Genomic DNA, 24287 nt, shown 5'->3' on the forward strand with positions numbered 1-24287 from the left:
CCGGACGGAATGCCAAAACTGTCGAGTGGATTACATTAATGGGACTGCCTTTACACATTCACAGCCAGCCGTTTTCCGGCTCGGTGCATGATTTCTTTTCTCCTGTCGCCGAACAGCCCTGGGCCATGCTGCTGGAATCGGCCGCGCCAGGCGGCTCTGATAGCCGTTTTCACATCATCAGCGCCCAGCCAGTGGCCACCCTGGTGACCCGCGGCGAAACAACGGTGATCGATCATCCAGATGGATCTGTGACCTCCACCGAGTCGCCTTTTTCTTTGCTCAAAGCCTGGCAACGGCAGCTGCTGGGCGAGGTGACGCTGCCCGATTCTTATCAACATCTGCCCTTCGCCGGCGGCGCCCTGGGGCTGTTTTGTTACGATCTGGGCCGCCGGCTGGAACGGCTGCCCAGCCTGGCCATCAACGAGCTGGCGACCCCCGACATGGCGGTGGCGATCGTCGACTGGGCCTGGGTCATCGACCGTGAAGCCGAGCAGGCGCATCTGCTGGTGCTGGGCGACGAGCAGGCTTTGGCCGCACGCCTGACCTGGTGGCAGGCACAGCAGGCTGCAAGCCCCGCGCCCTTTCGGCTGAGGGGCGGTTGGCAGGCCAACCGCACCGCCGCCGAGTATGAGAGCGCTTTTGATCGGGTACAGCAGTATCTGCAGGCGGGTGACTGCTACCAGATCAACCTCACCATGCGCTTCAACGCCCCCTTCAGTGGCGATGCCTGGCAAGCCTATCGCCACCTGAGCGAACACAATCGGGCACCGTTTTCCGCTTTTCTGCAATTGCCCGACAGCCAGGTGCTGAGCCTGTCGCCCGAGCGTTTTATCGCCCTCGACGGGCGGCGGGTCGAAACCAAGCCCATCAAGGGTACCCGGCCCCGCGGAGCCAGCGAGGTTGAAGACCGGCGGCTGGCGCAGGATCTGCTGGTGGCGCCGAAAGACAGGGCCGAGAACCTGATGATTGTGGACCTGTTGCGTAACGATATCGGTCGGGTCTGTGTGCCGGGCACGGTCAAGGTGCCGTCGCTGTTTGCCATCGAGTCGTTTCCGGCGGTGCATCATCTGGTGTCGACCATTACCGGCGAGCTGGACTCTATGCTGGACGGCACCGACTTGCTGGCGGCCACTTTTCCCGGCGGCTCCATTACCGGCGCACCCAAGGTGCGGGCCATGGAGATCATCGAAGAGCTGGAGCCGCACCGGCGTCACGGCTATTGCGGCAGCATCGGCTATCTCAGTGCCCACGGCCGCATGGACACCAGCATCACCATTCGCACTTTGCTTGCCGAGCAGAGCCGGCTGTATTGCTGGGCCGGTGGCGGGGTAGTGGCCGACTCACAGGCGGCCGACGAATATCAGGAGCTGTTCGACAAGCTGGGTAAAATTCTGCCGGTGCTGGAAGCCTTGTGACCCTGAACGAGCTGGAAACCCGCATCAAGCTATTCCAGCCCCGGCCGGATCCGCACCTGCCGGATCACGCCTTTCCGGCGGCGGTGCTGGTACCCCTGTTGCAGTCGGAGCAGGGGCTGGAGCTGGTACTGACCCGCCGCAGCCGCCATCTGCGCCAGCACCCGGGGCAAATCAGCTTTCCCGGCGGCCGGGCCGACAGCACCGATCCCAGCCTGTGGCACACGGCGCTGCGTGAAAGCTTTGAAGAAATCGGGCTGGCGCCGGAGCGGTGCCGCCAATTGGCGCGATTGCGGGCCCAGCACACCATATCGGGTTTTGCATTGACGCCCTTCATCGGGGTAATTGAAGGGCAGCCCGATTTTATTTTGAATCCGGCCGAGGTCGAAGAGTTGTTTCGAGTGCCGCTGGACTATGTACTGGACCTGCGCCATCACTACCTGTTCAGCCTGCGGCGCCAGGGCCGCTGGCATCGGGTGGTGTTTATACGCTGGCACGGGGTCTGGATCTGGGGCATTACCGCCGCCGTGATTCATCAGTTTGCCCGCCAGATTGCCCGCTGACGGGCGATCCTTATCACAAATCCCACCTCCCCATTTTCGTAACTGTTAAAATTTTGTTGGGTTGTCTCTCAAATAATTCTACAATCATTCAATAATAGTTGAGTGACTCTAGAATTAGAGTCCTGTTAAGCCCCAGTTGTGTTTTGGAGTGTTCCCATGATCAGCGTGTTCGATATGTTCAGTATTGGCATAGGCCCGTCTTCTTCCCATACCGTTGGCCCCATGCGAGCGGCGCATGCCTTTGTGCAAACCATGGCCGAGCAGGGTATTCTGACCCGCACCAGTCGGGTTGAAGTAGAGCTGTTTGGCTCGCTGGGACAGACCGGTATCGGTCACGGCACCGGCAAGGCGGTGATCCTGGGCCTGGGTGGTTTCGATCCGGAAAGCGTGGACGTAGACATGATTCCGGGCTTTCTGGAGCAGGTGGAGTCCAGCCAGGAAATACTGCTTAACCAGAGCCACCCGGCGGCCTTTCCGCGCAGCGGCGCCATCATCTTTCATCGCCGCAAGACGCTGCCGCTGCACAGTAACGGCATGAGCTGCCGCGCCTTCGAGGGCGATCAGTTGCTGCATGAGCAGTCCTACTATTCCATCGGCGGCGGTTTTATCGTCAAGGCGGAAGAATTTGCCGACACCAAGGCCAGTGCCGCGGCCGAGTCCAGCGCCAAACCGGTGCCGTTTCCCTTCAAGAGCGGTGATCAGCTGTTGCAGTTGTGTCGCGAAAACGGCATGTCGATCAGCAGCCTGATGATGGCCAATGAAAAGGTAAACCGCAGTGAAGAAGAAATTATCGCAGGATTGCGCAAACTGTGGAGCGTGATGAAGGCCTGTGTTTCTCGTGGCTGCAAAACCGAGGGCATTTTGTCAGGTGGCCTCAAGTTAAGGCGTCGTGCTCCTTCGTTGCTGCGCAAATTAAACAGCGAGTCCTCCTATAACAAGGATCCATTGAGTGTCATGGAGTGGGTGGATCTATTTGCCATGGCGGTGAACGAAGAAAACGCCGCCGGTGGCCGGGTGGTAACGGCACCCACCAACGGTGCGGCGGGCATACTGCCGGCGGTGCTGCATTATTACGATAAATTTGTGCAACCGGTCGATGACGACGTGCTGGTGCAGTATTTTCTGACCGCCGCCGCCATCGGCATTCTGTACAAGGAAAATGCCTCCATCTCCGGCGCCGAAGTGGGCTGTCAGGGCGAGGTGGGTGTGGCCTGCTCCATGGCGGCCGCGGCATTGACTGCCGTAGTAGGCGGTACCATAGAGCACGTGGAAAACGCCGCCGAAATCGGCATGGAGCATAACCTGGGGCTGACCTGTGACCCGGTCGGTGGCCTGGTGCAGGTGCCTTGTATCGAACGTAACGCCATGGGCTCGGTCAAGGCCATCAATGCCAGCCGCCTGGCCCTGCGTGGCGACGGCGAGCATAAGGTGTCGCTGGACAAGGTGATCAAGACCATGCGTGAAACCGGCATGGACATGAAGTCCAAGTACAAGGAAACCGCCCGCGGCGGCCTGGCGGTCAACATCATCGAATGTTGAGTTAAAGCTTTAAGCGGTAAGCTGACAGCTGTAAGTAACAAAAAGCCCGGAGTTCCGGGCTTTTTGTTGTCTGAAATTGGCTGTAGCTGCCGCGACCGCTGGCAGAGCCTGTGTAGCAGGACAATGAAATTATGCCGAGGTTGGATTCAGTGTTGTGATTGGTCCAATAAATTGGACCTACGAGACGGGCAGGCTTGCGCTGTTTCGTAGCCGCCGCGACCGCTGGCGGAGCAGACCACGCGAAACCGTCAGGTGGTATGCCATTCTTGCAGACATGTCGTTGCCTGCAGGTTTGCGCCGCATAAATGGGCGCCCATTTTTGCCTCACGCCTCACGCCTCAGACAAGAAAAAGCCCGGCATCGCCGGGCTTTCTTGTCGCTTGAAGCTTACCGCTTCCGGCCCCCCGAAGGAGTTATTTGATCCGCATGCCGGGCTGGGCGCCATCGTGGGGCTCGAGGATCCACAGGTCCTTGCCGCCCGGGCCGGCGGCCAGCACCATGCCTTCGCTGATGCCGAAGCGCATCTTGCGCGGCGCCAGGTTGGCGACCATGACGGTGAGCTTGCCTTCCAGATCTTCCGGGGCGTAGGCAGACTTGATACCGGCAAACACCTGACGGGTTTCACCGCCCAGATCCAGCTCCAGGCGCAGCAGCTTCTCGGCCTTGGGTACGGCTTCGGCTTTCTTGATCAGTGCCACGCGCAGATCCACCTTGGCGAAGTCGTCGAAGCTGATGGTCTCGCCGATGGGGTCATCTGCCAGCGGGCCGGTGACTTGTTTGACCTGGGCCTGCTCGGCGGCCAGATCTTCCTTCGAGGCTTCCACCATGGCGGCGACCTTGTCGGCGTCGATGCGGCTGAACAGGGCGCTGAACTTGTTGACGCCATGGCCGAGCAGCGGTTCGTTCACGGCGTTCCAGCTCAGTTCGCAGTTGAGGAAGGCCTCGGCGCGTTCGGTCAGCTGGGGCATCACCGGCTTGAGGTAGGTCATCAACACCCGGAACAGGTTAATACCCACGGAGCACACGGCCTGCAGCTCGTCGTCTTTGCCTTCCTGCTTGGCCAGTACCCAGGGAGCTCTTTCGTCCACATAGCGGTTGGCCTTGTCGGCCAGCGCCATGATTTCGCGAATGGCACGGCCGAATTCACGCTGCTCGTAAGACTGGCCGATGCGCTCGGCGGCGGCGGCAAACTCGGCATACAGTTCGGGCTCGGCGCAGTCGGCGGCAAGCTGACCGCCGAAACGCTTGGCAATAAAACCGGCGTTACGCGAGGCCAGGTTGACCAGCTTGTTGACCACGTCGCTGTTTACCCGGGCCACGAAGTCGTCCAGGCTCAAGTCCAGATCGTCGATGCGGCTGGACAGCTTGGCGGCGTAGTAATAACGCAGACACTCGGGATCCAGGTGGTTGAGATAGGTGTCGGCCTTGATGAAGGTGCCCTTGGACTTGGACATCTTGGCGCCGTTCACCGTCACATAACCGTGCACGAAGATGTTGCTCGGCTTGCGGAAGTCGCTGCCTTCCAGCACCGCGGGCCAGAACAGGCTGTGGAAGTAGACGATGTCTTTGCCGATAAAGTGGTACAGCTCGGTGCTGCTGTCCTTGTTCCAGTATTCGTCGAAGCTCAGATCGCCCCGCTTGTCGCAGTAGTTCTTGAACGAGCCCATGTAGCCGATGGGCGCATCCAGCCACACATAGAAATATTTGCCCGGGGCATCGGGAATTTCGAAACCGAAGTAGGGCGCATCGCGGGTGATGTCCCACTGATGCAGGCCGGACTCGAACCATTCGCTCATCTTGTTGGCCATTTCTTCCTGCAGGGCACCGGAGCGGGTCCAGGCCTTGAGCATGCCGCCAAACTGGGGCAGGTCGAAGAAGAAGTGCTCGGTGTCTTTCATCACCGGGGTGGCGCCGGAGACCGCCGAACGCGGATCAATCAGCTCTGTCGGGCTGTAGGTGGCGCCGCAGACTTCGCAGTTGTCGCCGTACTGGTCTTCCGCCTTGCAGCTGGGGCAGGTGCCCTTGACGAAACGATCCGGCAGAAACATGTTCTGCTCCGGATCATAAAGCTGGGAAATGGTGCGGTTTTCGATAAAGCCGTTGCTCTTGAGACGACCGTAGATCAGCTCGGCAAAGTCGCGGTTCTCTTTGCTGTGGGTCGAGTGATAGTTGTTGAAGCCGATGTTGAAGCGGTCGAAGTCGGCTTTATGCTCCTGTTGCACGGCGGCAATCATCTGCTCGGGATCGACGCCCAGCTGCTGGGCCTTGAGCATGATGGGGGTGCCGTGTGCATCGTCGGCACAGATAAAATGAACCTGATGGCCACGCATTCGCTGATAACGAACCCAGATATCGGCCTGAATGTGCTCCAGCATATGGCCAAGGTGGATTGAACCGTTGGCATAGGGCAGGGCGCAGGTGACAAGTATCTTACGAGGTTCGGTAGCCATAATTTCCATTCTGTTGAGTCAATTACACGGGACAGAGCATGTTACCCGAGTTTTTTTCGGTTATACACACTTTGGCCGCTTTTTCCGGCCCAAAGCGCCCGGCCTCGGGTTTTGTCCTTGCCGGCTCCGGTATGTGGCCGACATGCATCCGGCCATATGCGACAAAAGGCCGGCAAAGCCGCATATCGCCTCGGCTCGGCGTTTCACCGCTGCGGGCTTTTTGGTAGAGTGCAGAACAGATTCATCAGCAGGCAACACAGCATGAATAATGAACACATTAGTGCCCGACTGGCCCAATTTCGGCCTTCGCACTGGGCAAAGGATCCGGTCAGTGCCGGTTTTGTTCGTGGCGTGACCCGGTCGCAGGATATTCTGACGGTTTCGCTGGTACTGCCTTTTGTCGATTATCGGCTGGAAACCGAGTTGCAGGACCTTGATGCCGACTTGTGCCGGTTGAGTGGTGCCGGCAGGGTACGCTGGCAGTTGAGTCAAGATGTAGCGACCCTGGCCTGCGCCAACGATGCCCAGGCCGTGCCGGGAGTACGCAATATTATCGCGGTGTCGTCCGGCAAGGGCGGGGTCGGCAAGTCCACCACGGCGGTGAACCTGGCGTTGGCGCTAAGCCGGCTCGGCGGCCGGGTGGGCATACTGGATGCGGATGTGTATGGCCCTTCTATTCCGATGATGCTGGGGGTAGCCGACGCCAAACCCGAAAGTGACGACGGCAAGACCATGGCGCCGGTGCCGGCGCACGGCATCAAGGCCAACAGCATCGGCTTTCTGGTGGGGGCCGAGGATGCCACCGTCTGGCGCGGGCCCATGGCGAGCAAGGCGCTGGCACAGATATTGCGCGAGACTCGCTGGGGCGATCTCGATTACCTGGTGGTGGATCTGCCGCCGGGCACCGGTGATATTCAAATTACCATTGCCCAGCAGGTGCCGACCACCGGCGCCCTGGTGGTGACCACACCGCAGAACGTGGCGTTGGCCGATGCCGTTAAGGGCATCAACATGTTCCAGAAGGTCAATATTCCGGTGCTGGGGGTGGTGGAAAACATGAGCTATCACCAGTGCAGCCAGTGCGGCCATCAGGAAGCGTTATTCGGTGAAGGTGGCGGCCTGCGGGTATCAAGCCAGCATCAGGTGCCGCTGCTCGGTCAGTTACCGCTGGATGCGAGTATCGGCCGGCAGATGGACCAGGGTACCCCGACCCTGATTGCCGAGCCTGAAGGCGCCCTGGCCAATCTTTATCTGAACATCGCCGCCCGGGTGGCGGCGGGGCTTTATTTTAGCGGCAACATCATTCCCACCCGCCTTTATACCCGGCAGGTTTAATCGCATCACTGCCACGCAGGCGCGCCTTGTTCGTGCCGCCAGACGGCAAGAGCCGTCGCTGCCGTGGTGGGATCACCATTGAGTTAAGGAGTTTTCATGCGTCTTTGTGACCGGGATATCAAGCGTTATCTGGCCGAGGGTCTTATCCAGATCAGTCCCGAGCCGGAGCCGGAGCGGATTAGTGGCGTGAGTGTCGATGTGCTGCTGGGCAACGCATTTCGCGTGTTTCAGGATCATACCGCGCCCTATATCGAGCTGAGCGGACCCAGTGCCCAGGTGTCCGAAGCCATCAACCGGGTAATGAGTGACGAGATTGTCATTCCCGATGGCGAAGCCTTCTTTCTGCACCCGGGCGAGCTGGCGCTGGCGGTAACACTTGAATCTGTCACCCTGCCCGATAATATTGTCGGCTGGCTGGACGGCCGCTCTTCTCTGGCGCGGCTCGGGCTCATGGTGCACGTGACGGCACACCGCATCGATCCGGGTTGGTCCGGACGCATCGTGCTGGAATTCTACAACAGCGGCAAACTGCCGCTGGCGCTGCGCCCGCGTATGGTGATTGGCGCGCTCAATTTCGAAACCATGTCGGGGTCGGCCGAACGTCCTTACATGAGCCGTGCCAGCGCCAAGTACAAGTCGCAGCAAGGCGCGGATGCCAGCCGTATCAATCAGGACTGACGCCGGCCCCTTCGGGGAGCGTTAAGCTATCAACTGGAAGCTGTAAGTCGTAGGTTGGCGATGAGCGTAGCGAATCCCAACATGCACGCCGCCTGCTGAAAGATACCGGGTCAAGCCCGGAATGACGGCCAGGGACATCACGCCGTGCCGAATCAAGTAACGTCATGCTGAACTCGATTCAGTATCAGCACGGCGAGGCCGGAGTCCATGGCGGCTTGCACTGCCTCACATGCCGCAAAGCAAATGGGTATTAAACGTATAAAAAACGGGAAACAATAATGAAAAAATTACTCTACGGCGTGGCGGCGTTGCTGCTGTTATTGCTGCTCGCGCTGGTGATTCTGACCCAGGTGGTGGATACCGACAGAGTCAAGCGGGTGCTGATCGAGCAGACCCGGGAAAAAACCGGCCGCACCCTGGTGATCAACGGCGACCTGAGCTGGCGCTTTTTCCCCTCTATCGGCTTTACTCTCAACGACGCCGCCTTGCTCAATCCGCCCGGCTTTGCCGCCGGTAATACCCTGTCTGTCGGTGAAATCAGCCTGGGCGTGGCGCTGAAGCCGCTGTTCGATAACCGGCTGGAGATCGGCGAAGCGGTGCTGGGCAATGCGCGTCTGCATCTGATCACCCGCGCCGATGGGGTCAGCAATATCGACGATCTGCGTACCCTGTCTACCACGACGTCCACTACCGGCGGCTCGAATGAGCAGACGGAAACGGATGGCGGCGGCGAGCCTCGTCAGCCGATGAGCATCAGCCTGGCCGGTGTGCAGGTGGTGGATGCCGAAATCGTGGTGCAGAACGAAGCGAATAATACCCTGACCCGCCTCAACCGGGTCAACGTCAAGCTTGACGAGTTTGCTCCCGGCAAGGCGGTACCCCTGAGTCTGTCCGGTAATCTGTTCAGTGACGAGGTACAGGCCAATATGGATGCGACCGGTCAGTTGTGGCTGGCACCGGAATTCGACCGCCTGCGACTGGATGATCTCAAGCTCGACCTCGATGCCACCGGTCGTGCCATTCCCGGTACCAAGCAGCTGCGGCTGGAAGGTAACCTGGCCTATGTACTGGACCGCAAACTGGCCGAGTTCAGCGACATGACGCTGAAACTGGGATCGCTGGATGCAACGGGTGAACTGTCGCTGCGCCATAGTGCCATTCCCGAGCTGCACTTCAACCTGAACACGGCGCTGTTGGATGTGGATGCGTTGCAGGCCGAATGGCGGTCCACGCCGGTCGCGGCGACCGCCGATGAACAGGTGGTCAGTGCGGCGGCGCCGGCGTCGACACTGCCTTCTGCCAGTGCGGCCGATGAGCCGGATCTGTCGGCGCTCAAGGGCATCAAGGTTGAGGGCCAGCTGGCCGCCGACAAGGTACTGGTGCAGGGAATCGAGCTGGAGCAGCTTGATATCAAGGTCAACATCGATCAGGGCAAGGTAAAGCTCGATCGGGTGCAGGCCCGGTTATATGAAGGCAAGATTGAAGCCAGGGGCGAACTGGACGTCAATACCGATCCGGTGCGTTTTCTGGTACAGAAAACGCTGACCGGGGTTAATGCCCGTGAGCTGCTGACCGCAGCGGCGGGTATCGACTATCTGGAGGGGCGGGCGGATTTGACGTTTGACCTGCGTGGCAGTGGCCTGACCAGCGATGCCATCAAACGCAGCGTAAAGGGAACCTCCGCGCTTAAAGTGGCCGATGGCGCCCTGAACGGGGTGAATATCGCGGCGCTGATCCGTCGGGCCCACGCCAGGGTAAAGGGACTGCCGTTGCCGGCGGAAGAGGCCGTCGAGAAAACCGACTTCAGCGCCCTGACCGCCGATTTTGCCATCGGCAAAGGCCGGGTAAGCACCGAGAACCTGTATATGGCGTCCCCCTTGTTGCGCATCGATGGCGAGGGAGAAACCAACCTGCTTGACGAGTCGCTCGATGTGTTGCTCAACACCGCCATCGTCGGTAGCCTCAAGGGCCAGGACGGGGAGGAGTTGAGCGAGCTGAAGAACATCATACTGCCGGTACGCATCAGCGGCAGCTACCAGCAGCCGAAGTACAGCCTGGATCTGCAGCAGGTGTTCGACCTTTACCTGCGCGAAAAGGCCGACAAGGAAGCGGAGCGAGTCAAGCGCAAGCTGAACGAAAAGCTCGGCGACCAACTGGGCGACAAGCTTGGCGATAAACTGCCGGGCCTGCTCGACAAACTGGGTCTGTAACCGACCTGCCGATCACCGTCGCTTTGGCCTGCGCTCACGCCCTGTGAGCCCCTTAAAGGCCAAAGCGACGGTTTATTTACTTCCTCTTTTGATATTCCCCTTTCATTTTACCTTTACGACTATCACCAGCGAGCGCCTCGCCGTATGGTCGTTTTTAGCGCCTGTTTACGATCTCCTTATATTAATCTGTCAAACTAACTGATCTGGTTGGTTGCCCTGTAAAGGTCGAAAAACAGGCTCTGAATGTCTGGATGGTGAGCATAGGCGACATTTAAATATTGAAAATAATAATATATTTTCAATAAGTCATGAATTATATTCATGAAATTGAGTGCTAAAGACCGGAGTTAAATCATGTTGGAGCGGTTTCACCTTGAAGTACTGGCAGCAATAAAAGAGCAGGGAACCTTAACCCAGGCGGCGGAATCGTTAAATTTATCCCAGTCTGCATTGAGTCACAGCATCAAAAAGTTAGAAGGTCAGATCAAAACACCTGTTTGGCAAAAAGAAGGTAGAAACTTGCGCCTGACCAATGCGGGTGAACAAATTCTGACGCTTGCCGGTCGGGTATTGCCGCAATTTAAACACACCGAACTTCTATTGTCTCAGATGGCGAAAGGTGAAATGGGTTCACTTCGCATCGGCATGGAATGCCACCCTTGCTATCAATGGCTGTTAAAAGTGATTGAGCCTTATCTTGAAAAGTGGCCAAACGTTGATATTGACGTCAAGCAGGAGTTTCAGTTCGGTGGTCTGGGTGCCCTGCATAGCTATGAAATAGACATCCTGGTCACGCCTGATCCCTTGTATAAACCCAATCTGACGTTTATACCGGTATTTGACTATGAACATCGACTCGTCGTTTCATCATCTCACCCCCTTGCCATGCAAAGCTCGATCATGCCGGAACAGCTGAATGAAGAAGTGTTATTTAGCTATCCGGTAGAGCCTGAACGGCTGGATATTTACAGCCAGTTTTTAAACCCCGCAAAATGCACGGTCAAAAAACACAAGACAATTGAGACTACGGAAATAATGTTGCAAATGGTGGCAGCAGGCAGAGGCGTCTGTGCATTGCCTGGTTGGTTAGTGGATGAATTCGCCAAAACAATGGCCATTAAAAGCCTTCGGTTCGGTCAAGATGGGATTAAAAAGCAGATTTTTTTGGGAATGCGCAAAGGCGAAGAACAGATCAATTACCTGAGTGACTTCGTTGCTCTGGCTCAGAACATTCGGTAACAACTCGGTGGCAAGCGTCTCCTAAGCCGGCACTCTGCTTGCCGGATGAGCCTTACCTTACAATAAATCATGAATAATATTCATCTATTGATGAGATAAAATCATTTTTGTTCATGAAATGGGCCCTGTATAACATACCTAGGCTTAGCTCTAGATGTCTGGACTTCCAGAACGGGCAGGGAACAGATTCAGGCTTTATCTCAACAAATGGATGAACAACATTATGAGTAACGACGTCAAATTTGCTGTAAACAGCATTGCTTTCGATGAAAATTATCAACCCGCAGACAGTACGCGTGCCACGACCAACTTTGCCAACCTGGCCAGGGGAGAGAGCCGTCAGGAAAATCTGCGCAATGCCTTGACGATGATTAACAATCGTTTCAATGCTCTGGTAAATTGGGATAACCCCAAAGCAGACCGTTACTCCGTTGAGCTGGAAATCATCTCTGTTGATATGGATATCGACAATGAAGGCAAGGCGCATACCTTTCCTACTATTGAAGTGCTGAAAACCATTATTGTTGATCACAAAACCAGGCAACGCACAGAAGGCATTGTAGGCAATAACTTCTCCTCTTATGTGCGGGACTATGACTTCAGCGTTTTGTTGCTGGAGCACAACAAGGGCAAGCCCGGTTTCAGCATTCCGGAAAAATTTGGTGATCTGCACGGCAAGCTGTTCAAGCGCTTTGTGAATTCGAACACCTATCAGCAGCATTTTGCCAAATTGCCGGTGATCTGCCTGAGTGTTTCCGATAACAAGACCTATCACCAGACTGAAAATCATCACCCCATATTGGGTGTCGAGTATCTGCCCAATGAAACCTCTTTAACGGAGCAATACTTCAAGAAGATGGGCCTGAAAGTTCGCTACTTTATGCCGCCACATAGCGCTGCACCTCTGGCCTTTTACTTTTTTGGTGACTTGCTGAACGATTATACGAATCTTGAGCTGATAAGTACCATCAGCACCATGGAAACGTTTCAAAAAATTTATCGGCCTGAAATATATAATGCCAACGCTGTGGCAGGAAAAATATATAAACCTAATCTGAAGAAAGCAGATCATTCATTAACTCGGATTGTTTATGATCGAGAAGAGCGCAGCCAGCTGGCCATCAAGCAGGGCAAACTGGCCGAAGAGAACTTTATCAAGCCATACAAGGCGATTCTTGAGCAGTGGTCTGCCAACTACGCCTGATAATAAAACAAGCGCCTGAACATTAACGAGAACAGAAACGGAATTTATGATGAAAAAATTATTACCTACTTCCACTGCGGGCAGCTTGCCCAAACCGTCCTGGCTGGCACAACCCGAGACCCTCTGGTCACCCTGGAAGCTGCAAGGTCAAGAGCTTATCGACGGCAAACAGGATGCGCTGCGTGTGTCTTTGCAAGAGCAGCAGCATGCCGGTATTGATATTGTCAGCGATGGCGAGCAAACCCGTCAGCACTTTGTGACTACCTTTATCGAGCACCTTGACGGTGTTGATTTTGAAAAACGTCAGACCGTTAAAATTCGTGATCGCTATGATGCGAGTGTTCCGACGGTTGTGGGTGCAGTCAGTCGCCAGAAGCCGGTGTTTGTTGACGATGCCAGGTTTTTACGCCAGCAAACCAGGAAACCCATCAAATGGGCCCTGCCTGGCCCCATGACCATGATAGACACGCTGTATGATGATCATTATAAAAGCCGTGAAAAACTGGCCTGGGAGTTTGCCAAAATACTCAATCAGGAAGCCAAAGAGCTGGAGGCCGCAGGTGTTGATATTATCCAGTTTGATGAGCCTGCCTTTAATGTGTTTTTTGATGAGGTAAATGATTGGGGGATTGCTGCTTTGGAACGAGCAATTGAAGGCCTTAAATGTGAAACTGCCGTACATATTTGCTACGGTTACGGCATTAAAGCCAATACGGATTGGAAAAAGACGTTGGGTTCCGAGTGGAGACAATATGAAGAGGTCTTTCCCAAACTGCAAAAGTCCAATATCGATATTATCTCGTTAGAATGTCATAACTCCCATGTTCCGATAGAGCTGCTTGAACTGATACGGGGTAAAAAGGTGATGGTAGGGGCCATTGATGTTGCAACCAATCGCATCGAGACGCCAGAGGAAGTGGCCGACACGCTGCGCAAAGCGTTGCAGTATGTCGATGCCGACAAGCTCTACCCTTGCACCAACTGTGGCATGGCCCCCTTATCTCGTGGGGTAGCAAGAGGCAAGCTGAATGCCCTGAGTGCAGGAGCTGACATCATTCGAAGAGAACTCTCGGCCCAGGGCGTTGTTTGCTGACTCAGAGAACTAAGTAATATCTCATAACTGATGTGGATACTGGGGCTAGCTTTTCTTTCTCGTCACCCTCGCGAAGGCGGGGGTCCAGTGTCTTTGCAGGAGAAGCGCAGGCTGACAAATCTGCGCCACTGGCCCTGGATTCCCGCCTTCGCGGGAATGACGACAGAACCACACCTGTTATGCAGCATTACTTATCTGTTCCTAAAAACACACATGCGCTACTTTGCGTCTTAAATCAGAATAAGTCACGGTGGCCAGCACTGAAAATGTACAACCATAAGTTAGAACAAGTTGTTTGCATGCACTTCAGCACTATCAAATAGTGAAAAACTCTTTTAGGAAACAACGCCACCTTTCACCCTAACAGCAGGGGCGAATGGGTTTTGGCAATAAACAGCATGGTAGCAAACAAGCCACAGGCTACCCCTGCAAACAGGTAGCGTTGCCCGGCAAGCGCAGCAGGCCTGAATGCCATCATGGCAAAGGCCACATAGGCAACCAGCAGAATCAGTTTCTCGGTTAGCCAGGCATCGGTGACGGGGTATTGGTCTATAGCCAGGCACAAGGCCAAGGCACTGACCAGCATCAGCAAGGTCAACAATTTATGAACTTTAAATGCCAATGCATTCTTCAATAATACCGAGCTGGTGATACCCCAGTAGGTACGCAGCAAAAAACTTAAAAAGCCCAGTAAAATAAGCGCCAAGTGTGCCTTGAGCAAAAGCGGATACATACGATTTTCTTCCTTGATTGAGTTATCCATAAGGATGCCTAAGTTATTGTAAGGAAACCTCGAACATATTGATCTGTATCAACCCTTGATGTGAAGGGCGGAAACCACAAACCGGTACCGGGTCCTGATGCCAACATCCGTATTCAAATCGCCATCGATGAAAATGAGGGGATCTCTCAGGGGAATTTGCCCGGGTTAGGGTTGAGTAAGTAACCGTCTAGCGGAGCGGCGAGCTCCTTGAGAGCCGCTTGCAGTACCGGTGTGATGGGCGCATTCAGCTTGAGGCTGAGTAATTCATCGGCTCGGGTTTTGCCTAATGTCAGGGCGGCGATCGGCTTGTTCCACTCGTTGGCTCGGCGGCAGAAGCGAAAGCCCGAGTAGACCATCAATGAGGAGCCGATCACCAGCAGAGCGTCTGCGTTTTGAAGTGCGTCCAGTGACTCGGTGACACGCAGCCTGGGGACGTTATCGCCGAAGAAGACCACATCCGGCTTGAGGATACCGCCACATTGAGCGCATCCAGGAACGTGGAAACCGCTGAAATCCACTTCCAGATCGGCATCGCCATCCGGTGCCGTGGCGGCGCGGTAACGGGTGTAATCCGGGTTCAGCTCGGCACTGCGTTGATGTGATTCGTCGCGGCTACTGCGATAGTTGCAGCTCATGCAGACAATCTGATCTGAGCGGCCATGCAGGTCGACTACCTTGCGGCTGCCGGCCCGCTGGTGCAGTCCATCCACGTTTTGGGTGACCAGCAGGTCGATATGACCCAGTTGCTCCAGTCGTGCCAGGGCCTGATGCGCCGGATTGGGGTGGGCATCGCGCATCACCGGCCAACCGATCAGGCTGCGGCCCCAGTAGCGTTTTCGGGTGTGCTCGCAGCGCATGAAGTCCGGGTGTTGCACCGGTTGCTTGCGCTTCCACTCACCTTGCTGATCGCGGTAGTCGGGAATGCCGGAGTCCGTACTGATGCCGGCACCGGTCAGCACCAGCAGGCGCGGGTGGGTACGGATGAATTCGACCAGGTCGGTATGGGGCTCGGTTCGGGGCATGATGCTCGGGCTTCCTTGTATTCTGGTGTCGGCGTTCAGACGGCTTGTGACCGGGGTGTTGTGGCTGCCGGACAGTTCAATCAAGGTTACGCAGTCGTCAGCATTCAACTCGGGAGTACGTGATATATCCTATCTCAATCAAAGCCCCGCCTGTGCACTGACGATGTCTGTCCATGTCTCAACTATACTTGGCGATTTCAGATTGTGCGATAAGCACTTCTGCATGAGTCCGTGCGTACCGGTTGCCATCAGCCGGGAGCAGAATCGCCTGACATTTTCGCCGTGGAATACAATGTAGTGGGCGGTCTTCTGGATGTTTTTTTTAATTTCAGCTGTTTAACTTGTATCTCCGTGTTTTTGCGTGAAAGGTTGAGATCCAATTGAGTTATTGTATTGACGGAAATCTTCCCCAAAATGATCAGTAAGTTTCTGAATTTAAAGATATTAATCTTCACTCGTTAAACCTGAGAATAGGCCCGAAATGACTGATAACCATCTGAAAAATAATGAAAAACTTAGTGTGCTCATAGTCTGCATGGGCAACATCTGTCGCTCGCCTACTGCCGAAGCGGTGTTACGCCAGCAGGCGTTGAGGGCGGGAATAGAGATAACCATCGACTCGGCGGGAACGCTCGGTTATCACAGCGGCGCGACACCCGACAGTCGGGCTCGGGCGGCGGGCGAGCGCAGGGGATATGATTTCAGCGGTATCCAGGCACGACAGGTAACGGTCGAAGACTTTGCGAGCTTCGATATGATACTGGCGGCGGACAACAGTAATATGGCCGATCTTCGGTTGTTGTGTCCGCCTGAACATGAGCACAAACTCCGGCTGTTGCTGAGCTTCTCCCCCGAAGCCGAGCAGGAAGTGCCGGATCCCTACTATGGTGGCGAGCAGGGTTTTGAGCGGGTACTGGATCTGGTGGAGTCGGCCTGTACGGGCTTGCTGGCCCGGTTAAGCAAAGACTGAGAATAAAAACTTCAGACAATAAAAAGGCTCCCGAAGGAGCCTTTTTTCGTGGAGTAAGTGTTACTCGGGTTTGGCCATGGGGGCCGAGGCGGTGTTGCGAGCCGCGCTGCTACCGGCCTGACGGCCACTGGTAGTAACGGCCTGACGCTGCAGCGGCGGATACTCCGGCTTAACGTAAGGCGGCTGTGCCACTACGGTCGGCTTGACCATGGGCGCAGAGGCCTGGCGGGCACGGGAGTACAGGCCGGAGGCGGTGGCTTTGGGCGCTTCGGCTGCTGCCTTGGGTGCTTCGGCTGCTACCTTGGGCGCTTCGGCTGCTGCCTCGGGCGCTTCGGCTGCTGCCTTGGGCGCTTCGGCTGCGGCTTTAGGCACTTCGGCTGCAGCCTTGGGTGCTTCGGCTGCTGCCTTGGGTGCTTCGGCTGCTGCCTTGGGCGCTTCGGCTGCTGCCTTGGGCGCTTCGGCTGCTGCCTTGGTCGCTTCGGCTGCAGCCTTGGGTGCTTCGGCTGCTGCCTTGGGTGCTTCGGCTGCTACCTTGGGCGCTTCTGCTGCTGCCTTGGGCGCTTCGGCTGCGGCTTTAGGCACTTCGGCTGCTGCCTTGGATGCTTCGGCTGCGGCTTTAGGCACTTCGGCTGCTGCCTTGGGTGCTTCGGCTGCTGCCTTGGGTGCTTCGGCTTCAACCTTGGGCGCTTCGGCTTCAACCTTGGGCTCAACGGCTTCAACCTTGGGCTCAACGGCTTCAACCTTGGGCTCGACGGCTTCAACCTTGGGCTCGACGGCTTCTGTCCTGGGTGCTTCCTGTTGTGGCGCGACTGCCGCAGGGCGGGTTTCCACCTCGGCCTGGGCGGCTTGTTTCGCCGGTGCCGCTTCCGTGTCGGCGGTTTGTGATGCAACCCACTTTTCTTCACCTTGAGCGGCAATCAGGGCAGCTATGCTGTCCTCACGACGGCGACGACGGCTGTCTTCGTTGATGCGTTTGCGCTTGGGCATGGCACCACCACGCTGGTGGTGAGTCGCGGGCTTGTCTGCGACGCTCTGTGCTGCAACGGGCTCCTGTTTTGCCTTGGGCTGACGTTGCGCCGGACGCTCGGCCTGCTCTGTGGCGGCATCCGTCTGGCGGGCTTCGCTGCCAATGCGTACCTGCTTACGCATCTTGCGACGCTGACGGCGCTCGGCAACGGCCTGTTCTTTCTGCTCGATTTCCTGAGCAGGCTGTTGCTGTTGTTGAGGCTGTTGCTGCTGTGGAGCCGGGGTCTGCACCTGCTCTGCGGCGGCAGTCTCTTTTTGCTGCTGCTGTTGAGGCTGCTCGCGACGCGGCTTGCGACGTTCACGACGCGGCCGGTCGGTCTTGGCCTCGCTCTGCGGTTGTGACTGAGCCTCGGCTGCGGCCGGAGCGGCTTTATTGCTGCGCTCTTCATCACGCGGTCTGCGGTTGTTGCGGGTGTTACGGCGATCGCCACGGTCACGGCGCTCGCTGTTTCGCTCCTGATTGCGTTCGCTGTTACGATCCTGATTGCGATCCTGATTGCGATCCTGATTGCGTGACTGACGGGCCGGCTTTTCGACCGGGGTCGGCGCTGGGGCTGGCTGAGGCTCGGTCGTTCCCTTGAACCAACTGCTCAGGGCACAGAACATGCGGCTCAACAGGCCAGGCTCGGCAGCAACGGGAGCGGCCGCTTCGGCTTTGGCCGCAACCGGCGCCGGAGTGGGAGCCGGGGCAGGTGCGGGAGCAGTAAAGCCCTGCAGTGCCGGTTGCTCGCTCTTGGCGGCAGCCGTGCCCTGGCGGGGGCTGTAGGCCGGCTTTTCAACGGTGGTTTTCAGCGCAAAGCTGGAAACATTTTCTTCTTCCCCGCTGCGAACCCGGGCCACGTCGAAGTGTGGCGTTTCCAGCTGTTCGTTGGGAATGATGTAAATCTCTACCTTGTAGCGATTTTCCAGCCCGGCAATGGACTTGCGCTTTTCGTTGAGCAGATAGGCGGCCACATCAACCGGCACCTGGGCATGAATTTGCCCGGTGTTGTCTTTGAGCGCTTCTTCTTCAATCAGGCGCAGTATGGCCAGTGCCAGCGATTCGTTGTCGCGAATGGTGCCCTGACCCAGACAGCGCGGGCACACGTGGGTGCTGGACTCGCCGAGGGAAGGACGCAGACGCTGTCGGGACATTTCCAGCAGACCAAAGCGGGAAATACGGCCCAGCTGAATGCGGGCTCTGTCCTGGCGTACCGCGTCGCGCAGGCGGTTTTCCACCTCGCGCTGATGGCGTACCGGGGTCATGTCGATGAAGTCGATCACCACCAGGCCACCCAGGTCACGCAGGCGCAGCTGACGGGCGATTTCTTCGGCCGCTTCCAGGTTGGTCTGCAGCGCGGTTTCCTCGATGTCGCCGCCCTTGGTGGCGCGCGAGGAGTTGATGTCGATACTGGTCAGCGCTTCGGTCGGGTCGATAACGATACTGCCGCCGGAAGGCAGACGCACTTCTCGCTGAAAGGCCGACTCGATCTGGCTTTCAATCTGGTAGTGGCTGAACATGGGCACGTCGCCCTCGTACAGCTTGACCCGGTTGACGAAGTCGGGGCGAACCAGTTCGATGTGCTGTTTGGCGCGCTCGAAAATCACCGGATTGTCGATCAGGATCTCGCCGATATCGCGACGCAAATAATCGCGAATGGCGCGCACGATGACGTTGCTTTCCTGATGGATCAGGAACGGGGCGCTACCGCCTTCGGCGGCTTCCTGAATGGCGGACCAGTGCGTCTGCAGCACGTGCAGATCCCACTCCAGCTCTTCGCCGGTTTTGCCGACACCGGCGGTACGCACAATCAGACCCATGCCGTCGGGCAGTTTGAGGTGAGCCAGGGCTTCCTTGAGCTCGGTACGCTCGTCCCCTTCGATGCGGCGAGAGATACCACCGGCACGGGGATTGTTGGGCATCAGTACCAGATAAGAACCGGCCAGGCTGATAAAGGTGGTGAGGGCGGCACCTTTATTGCCACGCTCTTCCTTATCAATCTGAACGATAACTTCCTGACCTTCCTTGACCACTTCCTTGATATTGGGGCGGCCCTGATAGCTGTAACCGGCGGGGAAGTAGTTGCGGGCGATTTCCTTGAGTGGCAGAAAACCGTGGCGGTCGGCACCGTAGTCGACGAAGGCGGCTTCCAGGCTGGGTTCTACCCGGGTGATCCTGCCTTTATAGATGTTGGCTTTTTTTTGCTCGTGGCCGGGACTTTCAATATCCAGGTCGTATAGTTTTTGCCCATCTACCAGGGCTACACGCAACTCTTCTTCCTGGGTTGCGTTGATTAGCATTCTTTTCATTGAGTACTCTTTTTTATTAAGTTTTTACTGTTTCTACAGTGTTGGTATTCCCCTGGCTTGACCGTGTTATTCCGACGGACACCGGCCTCGAGTCTGTGAGCGTAATGGTTACAGCCTCCCGGCTGGGTACGCATGAGGCGCATATTCAGGTGTCTTTCACGTTAAGGGGGGAGCCCAAAGGTCGCGAATAAAACGGAAAATCAGAGGTATTCAGAGTGCGCCCTCCGATCCCGGAAAGCACGAAAAACGGAGTCATTATCACACTTTAACCGCAGCCTTAGCAAGACGCCTTTTTTGCAGCCAAAGCACACTGGCTGGTGTTAGAATAACGGCCATGAAACAAGAACAACACAGCGTGCGGCTGCTCACCATCGAGGCTGAGCATGAAGGGCAGCGCATTGACAATTATTTACGGACTCAGCTTAAAGGCGTTCCCAAAAGCCTGATTTATCGAATTTTGCGCAAAGGCGAGGTAAGAGTTAACAAAAAGCGCATCAAACCGGAATACAAGCTGCTGGCCGGCGACGTGATTAGGGTGCCGCCGGTACGGGTGGCGGAACGCGAGAATACGCTGCCATCGGCCAAACTGAATCAGGTGCAGTCGCTCGATGCGGCCATCATCTATGAAGACGATGCGTTGATCGTACTGAACAAGCCCTCGGGTATTGCGGTACATGGCGGTAGCGGCCTGAGCTTTGGCGTGATTGAAGGCCTGCGGGCATTACGGCCCGAGGCGCGGTTTCTGGAGTTGGTGCATCGGCTGGACCGGGATACGTCCGGTATTCTGCTGGTGGCCAAGAAGCGCAGCATGTTACGCAGCCTGCACGAGCAACTGCGCGAAAAGACCATGGACAAGCATTATCTGGCCCTGGTACGCGGCCAGTGGCAGCCCCATCAGAAGGTGGTGAAGGCACCCTTGAAGAAGAACGAGCTGGCCTCGGGTGAGCGCGTGGTACGGGTTGACAAGGAAGGCAAACCGTCGGAAACCCGTTTTCGCATCATTCAGAAGTTTACCGGCGCGACCCTGGTCGAGTGTAGTCCGGTGACCGGACGTACTCACCAGATCCGGGTACATACCCTGCATGCAGGGCACCCGATTGCCGGTGACAACAAGTACGGCGATCAGCTGTTTGATCAGAAGATGAGCGGCATGGGGCTGAAGCGGCTGTTTTTGCATGCCTGTCGTATTCGTTTCTTCCACCCTGGGCGCGAAGAGAGCATGGTGCTGGAAGCGCCCCTGGAGCCGGCGCTGAAAAAACTGCTGACCCGGATGGCGCAATCATGAAGTATCAGCTGGTGATTTTCGACTGGGACGGCACCCTGATGGACTCGGTGGCACGCATCGTGTCCAGCATGCAGGCGGCGGCGCAGGATTGTGTCCTGGCCGTGCCCACGGCGGCGGCGGTGCGTGACATTATCGGGTTGAGTCTGCACAAGGCCTTTCCGTTGTTGTTCGGCTCGTTGGCGGCGGTGGAAGAGGCCGCCCTGCTGGCGGCGTATCGCCGTCATTATCTGGAACTGAACGAGACGCCATCGCCGTTGTTTACCGGCGCGGCGGACATCATCAAGGGCTTGCATGGTAATGGTTACCGGCTGGCCGTTGCCACCGGCAAGCAGCGAGTGGGGCTGGATCGGGTGCTGGCAGAAACCGATCTCGGCGCCTATTTTCACGCCCTGCGCGGCGCGGATCAGGCTCAGTCCAAACCCCATCCCTTGATGCTGGAGCAAATTCTGGACGAGCTGAAGCTCAACCCGGCCGATGCGGTGATGGTGGGGGATTCGAGCTACGATCTGGCGATGGCCGAAGCCATCGGCATGGACAGAATCGGCGTGACCTACGGTGTGCATGATAGTAAAAAATTATGCCAACATACTCCGTTGGCGCTAATCGATGACATTCGCCATTTGCCCCGTTGGCTTTAAATATTCAGTAAGGAGTGAGGCGTAAAGCGTGAGGAGTAAAACCGGCCTGCAAATATGATGTTTTGCACCTCACACCTCACACCTCACGGCACTTCCACCTCAAAACGACCCAGCAGTTCCACCAGGGCGATCAACGGCAAGCCGACCAGGCTGTTGGGATCGCGACCTTCCATCCGTTCGAACAAACTGATGCCGAGGCCTTCACACTTGAAGGCGCCGGCGCAGTCCAGCGCCGGTTCCCGGTCCAGATAACGCTCGATCTGCGCCTCGCTCAACGAACGGAATACCACCGAAAACGGCTCTACCATCGAATGCAGGCGATCATTTGCTGCATCCAGCACTGCCAGACCGGTATAGAAGGTGATGCGTTGCCCGCTGGCAGCCAGTAGTTGTGCTTTGGCGCGATCCCGGGTAACGGGCTTGCCCAGGATCTGGCCCTGATTGACACACACCTGGTCCGACCCGATGATGAGCCCCTGAGGAAACCGGGTCGCGACGGCGTGGGCCTTTTGCTCGGCCAGCCGTTGCACCAGCGCCGTTGCCGGTTCGTCGGGCCGGGGTGTTTCGTCGATGTGCGGGCTGCAGCTTTCAAAGTCCAGCCCCAGCTTGCGCAGCAGTTGCTGGCGGTAAGGGGAAGAAGAGGCGAGGATAATTCTGGCCATGGGCACCCGAGCCTGTTTTAGGCAGTAAAATAAGAGGGTTGGCATTGTAATCGTCGCAGGCGGTGACGTCACGGGCAGGACTCGAATGCTTGCCGTTTATTCGCGCTCAGTTTGCTTTTCTCTTTGACTCCGAAGGCCCGTCGCTATAATATGCGCGCCTTATGGAAAAGGTAAAGTTGCCCATTAAGGTTGATCCCGCTCGCTGCGCGCAAAGTCGTCTTGTATATCAAGGTGTGTTTGCCGCTGTTCTGATGCCCAGACTGCAGGATTCAACCCAAGGTATCCATGGTGATATCGACGTGTCTCTGAACTTTGGTACAGATGCCCAGGGGCTGCGCGTGATGTCGGGCCATGCCCGATCTCAGGTGTCGCTCCAGTGCCAAAGATGCAATGAGCTGTTTGATACCACTATAGAATCCGAATTTACATACACGCCGCTACGTGCAAACGCAGAGGCGCCTGAACTACCGGAAGATTACGACACTATTGAAGTGGATGAAATTGGTGAAATCAACCTGGCCGAGATCATCGAGGATGAATTAATCCTCGCCTTACCGCAGATACCGACTCATGAAAATGAGCAGTGTTCCGAGGGTAAGTTTGATCAAAGCTTTGGTGAGATCCCCACCGCTGAAGAGCGTCCGAATCCTTTCGCGGTTCTGGAAGGACTAAAACGTAAGTAACTGATTTAGGAGTGAGGTCAAATGGCCGTACAAAAGAGTAAAGTATCTCGTTCTCGTCGTGGTCAGCGTCGCTCTCATGACGCACTGACCACCGCAGCTCTGTCTGTGGATAAAACCACCGGTGAACTGCATCGTCGTCACCATGTGACTGCCGACGGTTTCTACCGTGGCAAAAAGGTAATCGCCAAGTAAGGGTTGCCTTTTGCCGCAGCTGACCGTTGCGTTAGATATGATGGGGGGCGATCATGGCCCTTCGGTTACAGTGCCTGCCGCCGCGCAGGCACTGTCGCTTCTGCCTGATCTCAATCTGGTTCTGTTTGGCCTCGAGGCCGAGCTTTCTCCCTGGTTACGCCGCTTTCAATTGGACTCCCATCGTCGGGTGTGCGTGCAGTATTGCAGCCAGCAGGTAGAAAACGAACATAAAGCCGCTTATGCCCTGCGTCATCTGACCGACTCCTCCATGCGCAACGCGCTTGATGCCCTGGCATCAAGGCGGGCGCAGGCCTGCGTCAGCGCCGGTAATACCGGTGCCTTGATGGCGATGGCGATGAAAACACTCAGTACCCTGCCCGGAGTGGACAGACCCGCCCTGATCACCCGGATGCCACAGGCCGGTGGTGGTTATGCGTTGCTGCTGGATGTGGGGGCCAACCTTAACTGCGGCGCCGGGCAACTGGTGCAGTTTGCCCTGATGGGCGAGCAGGCGGCACGACATATCCTCGGCATCAGCCAGCCCCGCATCGGCCTGCTGAATGTGGGCGTGGAAGCCAACAAGGGCAATGAGTCGGTTCGCGAGGCGGCGCAGTGTTTGCAACAGTTGCAGCAGACAGAAGGGTTGCACTATAGCGGGTACGTGGAAGGGGATGAGCTGTTTTCCGGTCGCGTCGATGTTATTGTATGCGACGGTTTTGTCGGCAATGTGGCCTTGAAAACCAGCGAAGGGGTAGCACGGCTGTTGCTTGGTCAGCGACAACAGCGCGGTTTTTTAAGCAAAATATTGACTGTTTGGTTAAAAAAGCGGCTTTCCCATCTGAACCCCGACCAGTATAACGGCGCAAGTCTGATAGGATTGCGCGCCAGTGTGGTCAAGAGCCACGGGAGTGCCGGCTCACCTGCCTTCTTAAATGCGATCTTGCAGGCCGTTTCCGAAATTGAACATGACCTGCCTGCGAGCATCGCGCATCGTTTTGATACTGCCCCACGGGACAGTCACGCAAGATAACGCC

Annotated in this window: 20 protein-coding genes; 15 read left to right on the top strand and 5 right to left on the bottom strand. The window is 56.6% G+C overall.

What is annotated here, in order from left to right; translation table 11 throughout:
• Nucleotides 1–38 precede the first annotated feature (38 nt).
• From pabB to ABD827_RS04245, 3 genes are all read left to right on the top strand, one after another.
• The gene (gene pabB, locus ABD827_RS04235) at nt 39–1415 is read left to right on the top strand and encodes an aminodeoxychorismate synthase component I (RefSeq protein WP_344962652.1); all 1377 of its coding nucleotides are present in this window, start codon (nt 39–41) and stop codon (nt 1413–1415) included.
• Nucleotides 1412–1975 carry a CoA pyrophosphatase gene (locus tag ABD827_RS04240; protein WP_344962654.1) on the top strand — a complete coding sequence of 188 codons (564 nt, stop codon included), beginning with the start codon at nt 1412–1414 and terminating at the stop codon, nt 1973–1975. Before pabB ends, ABD827_RS04240 begins: the two co-directional genes overlap by 4 nt.
• Nucleotides 1976–2131: 156 nt before the next feature.
• Nucleotides 2132–3514, top strand: a complete 1383-nt coding sequence (locus ABD827_RS04245) for an L-serine ammonia-lyase (RefSeq protein ID WP_298716565.1) — start codon at nt 2132–2134, stop codon at nt 3512–3514.
• Between the two features lie 413 nt (nt 3515–3927).
• Here ABD827_RS04245 and metG read toward each other — a convergent pair whose 3' ends face one another.
• On the bottom strand, nt 3928–5964 hold the full coding sequence (gene metG, locus ABD827_RS04250) for a methionine--tRNA ligase (RefSeq protein ID WP_344962658.1): 2037 nt from the start codon (nt 5962–5964) through the stop codon (nt 3928–3930).
• Between the two features lie 261 nt (nt 5965–6225).
• Between metG and apbC the strand changes: the two genes are divergently transcribed.
• The 6 genes from apbC (at nt 6226) to ABD827_RS04280 (ending at nt 13723) form a co-directional block, all read left to right on the top strand.
• Nucleotides 6226–7299: an iron-sulfur cluster carrier protein ApbC gene (gene apbC, locus ABD827_RS04255; protein WP_344962660.1), complete on the top strand. Its 1074-nt coding sequence runs from the start codon at nt 6226–6228 to the stop codon at nt 7297–7299.
• 96 nt (nt 7300–7395) lie between these two features.
• A complete protein-coding gene (dcd, locus tag ABD827_RS04260; protein ID WP_298716574.1) occupies nt 7396–7977 on the top strand; it encodes a dCTP deaminase in 582 nt (193 codons plus the stop codon).
• Between the two features lie 278 nt (nt 7978–8255).
• A complete protein-coding gene (locus ABD827_RS04265) occupies nt 8256–10187 on the top strand; it encodes an AsmA family protein (protein ID WP_344962662.1) in 1932 nt (643 codons plus the stop codon).
• A gap of 354 nt (nt 10188–10541) precedes the next feature.
• Nucleotides 10542–11426: a LysR family transcriptional regulator gene (locus ABD827_RS04270; RefSeq protein WP_344962664.1), complete on the top strand. Its 885-nt coding sequence runs from the start codon at nt 10542–10544 to the stop codon at nt 11424–11426.
• Nucleotides 11427–11649: 223 nt separating this feature from the next.
• The gene (locus tag ABD827_RS04275) at nt 11650–12630 is read left to right on the top strand and encodes a DUF1852 domain-containing protein (protein ID WP_344962666.1); all 981 of its coding nucleotides are present in this window, start codon (nt 11650–11652) and stop codon (nt 12628–12630) included.
• A gap of 46 nt (nt 12631–12676) precedes the next feature.
• The gene (locus tag ABD827_RS04280; protein ID WP_344962668.1) at nt 12677–13723 is read left to right on the top strand and encodes a methionine synthase; all 1047 of its coding nucleotides are present in this window, start codon (nt 12677–12679) and stop codon (nt 13721–13723) included.
• A 355-nt stretch (nt 13724–14078) separates the two neighbouring features.
• Here ABD827_RS04280 and ABD827_RS04285 read toward each other — a convergent pair whose 3' ends face one another.
• The gene (locus tag ABD827_RS04285) at nt 14079–14486 is read right to left on the bottom strand and encodes a SirB2 family protein (protein ID WP_344962670.1); all 408 of its coding nucleotides are present in this window, start codon (nt 14484–14486) and stop codon (nt 14079–14081) included.
• Between the two features lie 146 nt (nt 14487–14632).
• Nucleotides 14633–15508, bottom strand: coding sequence for an NAD-dependent protein deacetylase (locus ABD827_RS04290; protein WP_344962672.1), 876 nt, complete (start codon nt 15506–15508; stop codon nt 14633–14635).
• A 520-nt stretch (nt 15509–16028) separates the two neighbouring features.
• Between ABD827_RS04290 and ABD827_RS04295 the strand changes: the two genes are divergently transcribed.
• Nucleotides 16029–16478, top strand: coding sequence for a low molecular weight protein-tyrosine-phosphatase (locus tag ABD827_RS04295; protein ID WP_344962674.1), 450 nt, complete (start codon nt 16029–16031; stop codon nt 16476–16478).
• A gap of 60 nt (nt 16479–16538) precedes the next feature.
• Here ABD827_RS04295 and rne read toward each other — a convergent pair whose 3' ends face one another.
• Nucleotides 16539–19793, bottom strand: a complete 3255-nt coding sequence (gene rne, locus ABD827_RS04300) for a ribonuclease E (protein WP_344962675.1) — start codon at nt 19791–19793, stop codon at nt 16539–16541.
• Nucleotides 19794–20127: 334 nt separating this feature from the next.
• Here rne and rluC point away from each other — a divergent pair, with 334 nt between their 5' ends.
• Together rluC and ABD827_RS04310 are read left to right on the top strand one after the other, a co-directional pair.
• A complete protein-coding gene (gene rluC, locus ABD827_RS04305) occupies nt 20128–21078 on the top strand; it encodes a 23S rRNA pseudouridine(955/2504/2580) synthase RluC (RefSeq protein ID WP_298722935.1) in 951 nt (316 codons plus the stop codon).
• The gene (locus ABD827_RS04310) at nt 21072–21716 is read left to right on the top strand and encodes an HAD family hydrolase (protein WP_344963006.1); all 645 of its coding nucleotides are present in this window, start codon (nt 21072–21074) and stop codon (nt 21714–21716) included. The genes rluC and ABD827_RS04310 overlap by 7 nt, the downstream gene beginning before the upstream one ends.
• Nucleotides 21717–21799: 83 nt before the next feature.
• On the opposite strand, the gene ABD827_RS04315 is transcribed toward ABD827_RS04310, so the two are convergent.
• The gene (locus ABD827_RS04315; RefSeq protein ID WP_344962677.1) at nt 21800–22378 is read right to left on the bottom strand and encodes a Maf family protein; all 579 of its coding nucleotides are present in this window, start codon (nt 22376–22378) and stop codon (nt 21800–21802) included.
• A gap of 161 nt (nt 22379–22539) precedes the next feature.
• Between ABD827_RS04315 and yceD the strand changes: the two genes are divergently transcribed.
• Genes yceD through plsX form a run of 3 tightly spaced genes read left to right on the top strand, consistent with a single transcriptional unit; the run spans nt 22540 to nt 24283 of the window.
• Nucleotides 22540–23061 (top strand): 23S rRNA accumulation protein YceD, encoded by a 522-nt coding sequence (gene yceD, locus ABD827_RS04320; protein ID WP_344962679.1) that lies wholly within the window; start codon nt 22540–22542, stop codon nt 23059–23061.
• A gap of 21 nt (nt 23062–23082) precedes the next feature.
• Entirely contained in the window at nt 23083–23253 is a 171-nt protein-coding gene (rpmF, locus tag ABD827_RS04325; RefSeq protein ID WP_298722945.1) for a 50S ribosomal protein L32, read from the top strand.
• 10 nt (nt 23254–23263) lie between these two features.
• Nucleotides 23264–24283, top strand: a complete 1020-nt coding sequence (plsX, locus tag ABD827_RS04330) for a phosphate acyltransferase PlsX (RefSeq protein WP_344962683.1) — start codon at nt 23264–23266, stop codon at nt 24281–24283.
• Nucleotides 24284–24287 lie beyond the last annotated feature (4 nt).

Source organism: Oceanisphaera sediminis (assembly GCF_039539745.1).
Taxonomy (GTDB): Bacteria; Pseudomonadota; Gammaproteobacteria; order Enterobacterales; family Aeromonadaceae; genus Oceanimonas; species Oceanimonas sediminis.